6 protein-coding genes are annotated in these 5,794 nt (G+C 33.5%); 1 reads left to right on the top strand and 5 read right to left on the bottom strand.

What is annotated here, in order from left to right:
• Positions 1-194: 194 nt before the first annotated feature.
• The 3 genes from asnS to OEW74_RS19350 form a co-directional block, all read right to left on the bottom strand.
• The gene (gene asnS / locus OEW74_RS19340; RefSeq protein WP_265430039.1) at positions 195-1,643 is read right to left on the bottom strand and encodes an asparagine--tRNA ligase; all 1,449 of its coding nucleotides are present in this window, start codon (positions 1,641-1,643) and stop codon (positions 195-197) included.
• Positions 1,644-1,777: 134 nt separating this feature from the next.
• Positions 1,778-2,377: a CDP-alcohol phosphatidyltransferase family protein gene (locus OEW74_RS19345; protein WP_265430040.1), complete on the bottom strand. Its 600-nt coding sequence runs from the start codon at positions 2,375-2,377 to the stop codon at positions 1,778-1,780.
• Positions 2,374-3,045 (bottom strand): LA_2272 family surface repeat-containing protein, encoded by a 672-nt coding sequence (locus OEW74_RS19350; protein ID WP_265430041.1) that lies wholly within the window; start codon positions 3,043-3,045, stop codon positions 2,374-2,376. The genes OEW74_RS19345 and OEW74_RS19350 overlap by 4 nt, the downstream gene beginning before the upstream one ends.
• An 88-nt stretch (positions 3,046-3,133) precedes the next feature.
• Between OEW74_RS19350 and OEW74_RS19355 the strand changes: the two genes are divergently transcribed.
• Positions 3,134-4,084, top strand: coding sequence for a helix-turn-helix domain-containing protein (locus tag OEW74_RS19355; protein ID WP_265430042.1), 951 nt, complete (start codon positions 3,134-3,136; stop codon positions 4,082-4,084).
• 237 nt (positions 4,085-4,321) lie between these two features.
• Here the strand turns inward: OEW74_RS19355 and rimM are convergent, their stop codons facing one another.
• Entirely contained in the window at positions 4,322-4,864 is a 543-nt protein-coding gene (gene rimM, locus OEW74_RS19360) for a ribosome maturation factor RimM (protein ID WP_265430043.1), read from the bottom strand.
• Between the two features lie 85 nt (positions 4,865-4,949).
• Entirely contained in the window at positions 4,950-5,513 is a 564-nt protein-coding gene (locus OEW74_RS19365) for a 30S ribosomal protein S16 (RefSeq protein ID WP_265430044.1), read from the bottom strand.
• Positions 5,514-5,794: the final 281 nt, after the last annotated feature.

Consider the following 5,794-nt stretch of genomic DNA (forward strand, 5'->3'; position numbering starts at 1 on the left):
GGCTTGTTTGAGCTCTTTTTGCTGCAAAGAAAAAGCAAAGCGCAAAAAAGCGAGGAGTGAAAGCCGGATTTAGCTCCTGAAAAAAAGTTCGAGGGTTGGAGAATGAGAGAGTTTGATAGTTGGAGGTATGCTTATATATATATGATAAAAATGTCCCTGAAAATTTCAGAGACATTCTTAATATATAGTGTTGATTAAAATTCTGCGTTCTTTGGAGTTCTTGGAAAAGGAATCACATCACGGATGTTGGTCATTCCTGTTACGAAGAGTACTAACCTTTCCAAGCCTAAACCAAAACCTGCGTGAGGAACTGACCCGAATCTTCTGGTATCTAAATACCACCAAAGCTCGTGTTCGTCAACATGCATTTCTGTCATTTTTGTTTTCAGAACATCTAATCTTGCTTCTCTTTCAGATCCACCGATGATTTCACCAATTCCAGGGAAAAGTACATCCATCGCAGCAACTGTTTTGTTGTCGTCGTTCAGCTTCATGTAGAATGCTTTGATTTCTTTTGGATAATCGAAAAGAACAACAGGACATTCGAAATGCTTTTCTACCAAGAATCTTTCGTGCTCAGACTGAAGGTCTGCCCCCCACTCTTCGATTGGATAAACAAATTTTCCTTTCTTATTTTCTTTTGAATTTAATAAAATCTCAATTGCTTCAGTATAAGAAACTCTCTTGAAACGCTTAGCAATTACATTTTCAAGCTTTTCTATTAAGCCCTCTTTTGCTCTTTCTTTTTCCGGTTTTGATTTTTGTTCTTCAGCAAAACGTTTGTCTAAGAAATCTAAATCGTCTTTACAGTTATCTAAAACATATTTTATTACATATTTTAGGAAATCTTCTGCCAAATCGATATTATCTTCCAGATTATTGAAAGCAACTTCAGGCTCAATCATCCAGAATTCTGCTAAGTGACGCGTTGTATTTGAGTTTTCTGCACGGAAAGTTGGTCCGAAAGTATAAATTCTTCCCAATCCCATTGCTGCAGTTTCCCCTTCAAGCTGTCCGGAAACCGTTAAGTTGGTTTTCTTCCCAAAGAAATCCTGAGCAAAATCGATATCACCTTGCTCATCTCTTGGAATATTATTTAAATCAAAGTTGGTTACACCGAACATTTCACCTGCTCCTTCTGCATCAGCTCCCGTTACAATTGGAGTATTGATGTAGAAAAATTGGTTTTGGTTAAAAAATGAGTGAATTGCAAAACTCACGGCGTGACGTACTCTGAAAACTGCTCCAAATAAATTGGTTCTGAATCTTAAATGCGCCTGTTCTCTTAAAACTTCTAAAGAGTGTTTTTTGGGTTGAAGAATCGTTTTATCTCTTTCTTCGGTAAAGTTATCTCCTAAAATAATGATTTTTTTAGCGATAATTTCCACTGCTTGACCTGCTCCTTGGCTTTCTATCACCTCTCCTATTACCTTTAGAGAAGAAGCTGTGCTGATTTTACTGATTAACTCTTGGTCGAAATTTTCAAAATCAACTACAATTTGCAAATTATTAATCGTAGAACCATCATTTAGCGCAATAAAGCGATTTGCACGGAATGTTCTTACCCAACCGTAAACTGTAATGTCATGATGTAATACTTTCTTGTAGCCCTCAAGGACTTCTTTAATCGTCTGCTTTTTCATTTGTTGATTAATAAATTTTTGTATAAAAATTAATGACTGCAAAGTTACAAAAAAACAACGCAACTTAAAGTTTACGCTGTCTTTTAAAAAAAATAATCAATTATTAAATCTAAAAATGAGTTTTACAATCAATATCAATTAAAAAATACAGACTTCTTTCTCTGCTTTCCTTTTCTTATTTTCCATGCATGGAAAGCACTTGGAACGTCGTATTGCCATTTTGGAAGAATTAAAATAATCAAAATTACATCTACATGAGCAATAAATCCCAGAATTACGGTTGTGTAAAATGGCCAACCCGCCTGTTGAAAGCCTATTAAATACGTAAAAGCAATCAATAAACTCAATCCCCACAATTTTGAAAGCCAGGCATGTGTACAGGTTTCTTTGCCGAATTTTGACCAACTTATAATGTAACAAAGTGCTTCCATAATGAAAATAACAGCAATTCCTATCCATTCTTTTTTAATTAGTTCCGTGTTTAAAAAATAAGCTGCAAAACCAAGCGAAAGCCAAAAAATCAAATCAACCTGACTGTCGAATCTCCGTAATTTTTCTGATGAAACTCCAACTTTTCGAGCGATGATTCCATCAAAAATATCGGTAAGCAATCCTATAAACATTAAAGCTAAGATTAAAAATCGAGACTCTTCGCCTTTTACATAAGCTAAAAAGAAAATAATCGGCGCGAAAAGAAAACGAATTGCTATTAATATATAAGGTACACTTCTCATAACTTTTCTTTTTTAGATTTAAAATTCCAGTTGAGAAGAGGTAATTTTCTTTTTTCATTTTCATTCCAAAAGCCTATCTGAAGACCTTTCATTTCTTTAGATTTATTGACTAAACCGATTTGCATTCCTTTCATTTTTTTAGATTCGTTAAAAGCCGCTACTTGCATTCCTGCAAAATCTTCAGAATAATTTCCTAAAAACGCCATGCTTAAACCATTTCCTTTTATTGAATTATTAGCGAACCCAGAAATATGAACTCCATTTAAAGTAGCTGAAGTATTATTATAAAAATTCACAGAAACACCATTGGTAATCCTACAATGATGATAAATAGAAATTCCAAGTCCATTCAATTTTTCTCCGTCTACCATGCCGCCTGTAGAAAAGTGTAATCCACTTACAGTTACTGTTGATGATTCTTTAGAAGGAACCGGTAAAGCTTTAGGAATTAAAGGATATATCAAGCTTATCGGATTTGCCTGAAGATTTATTCCGTAAATATTTTGCTTCAGATAATCATCCATAATCCCAACATTGATTCCTGTTGTATTTTTTGCTGTAAATTTTTGAGGATTTACCGTAAACAAAGCTGATTTTATTTTCAGACTGTCTTGTCCGAAATACAATGAGCTCATCACTAATGCTATTGCTAATAAGTTCGTTTTCATAACATTTATTTTAAAATTATACTTCAAAGCTAATTTTGAAAACCCTTTTTCTGAATGCGAAAAAAAATTAAAATAAATTTCTACATTTGTGAAAATCGCAAAAGAAATGAATCAGGAAATATTACTGAAGCAGATCAGAAAGAAAATTGGTGACAAATCTTTGAATGACGAGATTGCCAACATCCTCAATATCAGTTATGATGCTGCTCACAGACGCACTTCTATGAAAGCAAAGTTTAGTTTTGAAGAAGCTTTGGAATTAGCAAAGTACTATCAGATTTCCCTTGATCAGTTTTTGGGAACGGAAAATCAATTGGTGGTAAAAAGAACACGCCCGGTAAAAACTCAGGAAGATCTACTCCACTTTTTTGAAAGTTCATTGAAGATTTTGGATGTTTTTCAAAGTGTCAATCAGTCGAAAGTCTATTATTCCGCGAAAGACATTCCGTTTTTTTATACGATCTCAGATACTATTCTTTCTCGTTTTAAATTTTATGTTTGGATGAATCTGCTGAACGAAGACAAATTCCTCTGTTCCTTTGAAGACTTTGACCTTCCCTATCATTCGCCAAAAAATGAAATGCTAAAAGACCTATATGAAAATCAAAATGTAACCGAAGTTTGGAACGACACCACAATTATGAGTATTCTGATGCAGATCTCGTTCTATTCAGAAATGGGGCTTTTAAAATATAAAGATATTATACTTATTTTGGAAGAAGTAAGAACTGTAATTCAAAATATTGAGCATAAAATACAGCACAATCCTGATTTTAATTTCTACGTCAACGATTTAGTAATTTTAAGCAATAATATTTTGTTTAAAAATGAATATCAATCGTCATTTTTTATTCCTTTTAATATGTTTGGATACATGATGACCAATGACGATAGCACCTGCAGCGATACTTTAGTGTATTTTGAGCATGAAATTAAAAACTCAAAGTCGCTGAATACTTCGGGAAACCGGGAACGAAAAATGTTTTTTAATAAAATGTATGACCAGATCGAAAATTTAAAACAAAAACTAAAACCTTAATCATACAAAAATTAAGGTTAATAATAAGTTTGTTTTAAACCACAATTCAAAGTTCTCAAGAGAATAAAAAATCAAGGATTTTTAAAGGTTTTGTGTACTTTTTTCTTTGTAATCATTAACTTTACATAGAAATATCTAAATCTTTTGTGGTTAAATAAAAAGTTTAAGCAATTTTAATAAAAAAACATCTTCATTTAGAAAATAAAGATGTCATATATAAAGATTTTGTATTTAAATTTACTCATCCTTTTTAGAAGGCACCAAAAATACATCAATCAAACCTTCAGGAAGCTGCATTTTTATAAATCTCTCATCACGATTTACCTCAAGAATCCAGTCTTTGATCAACGGAATTACCACTTCTTTTCCATCTAAATTGGTTATAAAGTAATTCTGAGCCGTCTGATCATTCACCGATCTGATGATCCCACAACTATTATCCTGCTCATCAAAAATTTCATATCCGATGATTTCGTGATAATAGAATTGTTTTCCGGTAAGTTGAGGCAAACTCGCCAAAGGAAGATAGACACTTTTACCTAAAGACTGGTCTACCAAAGCCTCATTAGAATTTTTAAAAGCAATATTCAGAGCATCCAGTTTACTCCAAGAAGATTTTTCAATAAAAAAAGGCACCAACAAACCGTTGATTTCTACAAAAATAGAATCTAGTTTTTTATAAAGCTCGGGTTGGTCTGTATCCAGTTTAAGGATTACGTTTCCGGCAAGCCCATGTCTGCGTGTAATTTTTCCTAATAAATAGCAATCTTCTTTTTTCATAATGATGTTAGAATTTTAAAAATCAGTTTTTAAACAACAAAGACACGAAAAAATCGTGCCTTTGCTTTGTATCTTTTTAGAAGAATTAAGCCTGAGTTTCTTCAGTTCCTTCTGCTTCAGCAGTTGGTTCTTCTGTAGCTTCTGTAACTTCTTCAGCAGGAGCGTTTGCAGCTTCTTCAGCAGCTTTCGCATCAGCTTCAGCTTGTGCAGCAGCAGCAAGTCTAGCTTCTTTTACTTTAGTTTCAGCATCAAGAGCAGCTTTTTTAGCGTCAGCTTTAGCAGTTGCCAAACCTTCTACTTTACCTTGTACTTTAGATTCTTTAGCTTCAACCCAAGCGTTGAATCTTTTTTCAGCTTCAGCCTCATCAAAAGCACCTTTAGCAACACCACCTTGTAAGTGTTTTTTGTAAAGAACTCCTTTGTAAGAAAGAATAGCTTTAGCCGTATCAGTTGGCTGAGCTCCGTTGTTTAACCACTTTACAGCAGAATCAACATTTAAATCTATTGTAGCAGGGTTAGTAATTGGGTTGTAAGTACCTAATTTTTCGATGAATCTACCATCTCTTCTAGCTCTTGCATCTGCAACTACGATGTGAAAAAAAGGTCTACCTTTTGATCCGTGTCTTTGTAATCTGATTTTTACTGACATAATGTTTGAATTTTAAGGGAACTCGTCCCGATTTAATATTTAAGTGTGCAAAGATAGTAAAAAAGTTCTAAGTAAAAAGATCCCAATAAAAAGTTTTCTAAAATTCCTGTCTCAATTTCTTTATATACTTTTTTTAGGAGCCGGGAACCTGCTTTTGCTACTCGCTATTTTCTGTGATTTTTCGCGGCGGTTTCGCCGCCGCGAAAAATCACAGAAAATGAGCTCAAACATACCGCTCAATGGTAAGTTTGTATTAAGAAAGACAGATTTATAAATTAGTT

Source organism: Chryseobacterium sp. YIM B08800, from assembly GCF_026163565.1.
Classification (GTDB): Bacteria; Bacteroidota; Bacteroidia; order Flavobacteriales; family Weeksellaceae; genus Chryseobacterium.

Coding starts and splice junctions, on each gene's coding strand:
- rimM (WP_265430043.1), bottom strand. CDS start 4,864: ATGAAAAAAGAAGATTGCTATTTATTAGGAAAAATTACACGCAGACAT.
- OEW74_RS19365 (WP_265430044.1), bottom strand. CDS start 5,513: ATGTCAGTAAAAATCAGATTACAAAGACACGGATCAAAAGGTAGACCT.
- OEW74_RS19350 (WP_265430041.1), bottom strand. CDS start 3,045: ATGAAAACGAACTTATTAGCAATAGCATTAGTGATGAGCTCATTGTAT.
- OEW74_RS19345 (WP_265430040.1), bottom strand. CDS start 2,377: ATGAGAAGTGTACCTTATATATTAATAGCAATTCGTTTTCTTTTCGCG.
- asnS (WP_265430039.1), bottom strand. CDS start 1,643: ATGAAAAAGCAGACGATTAAAGAAGTCCTTGAGGGCTACAAGAAAGTA.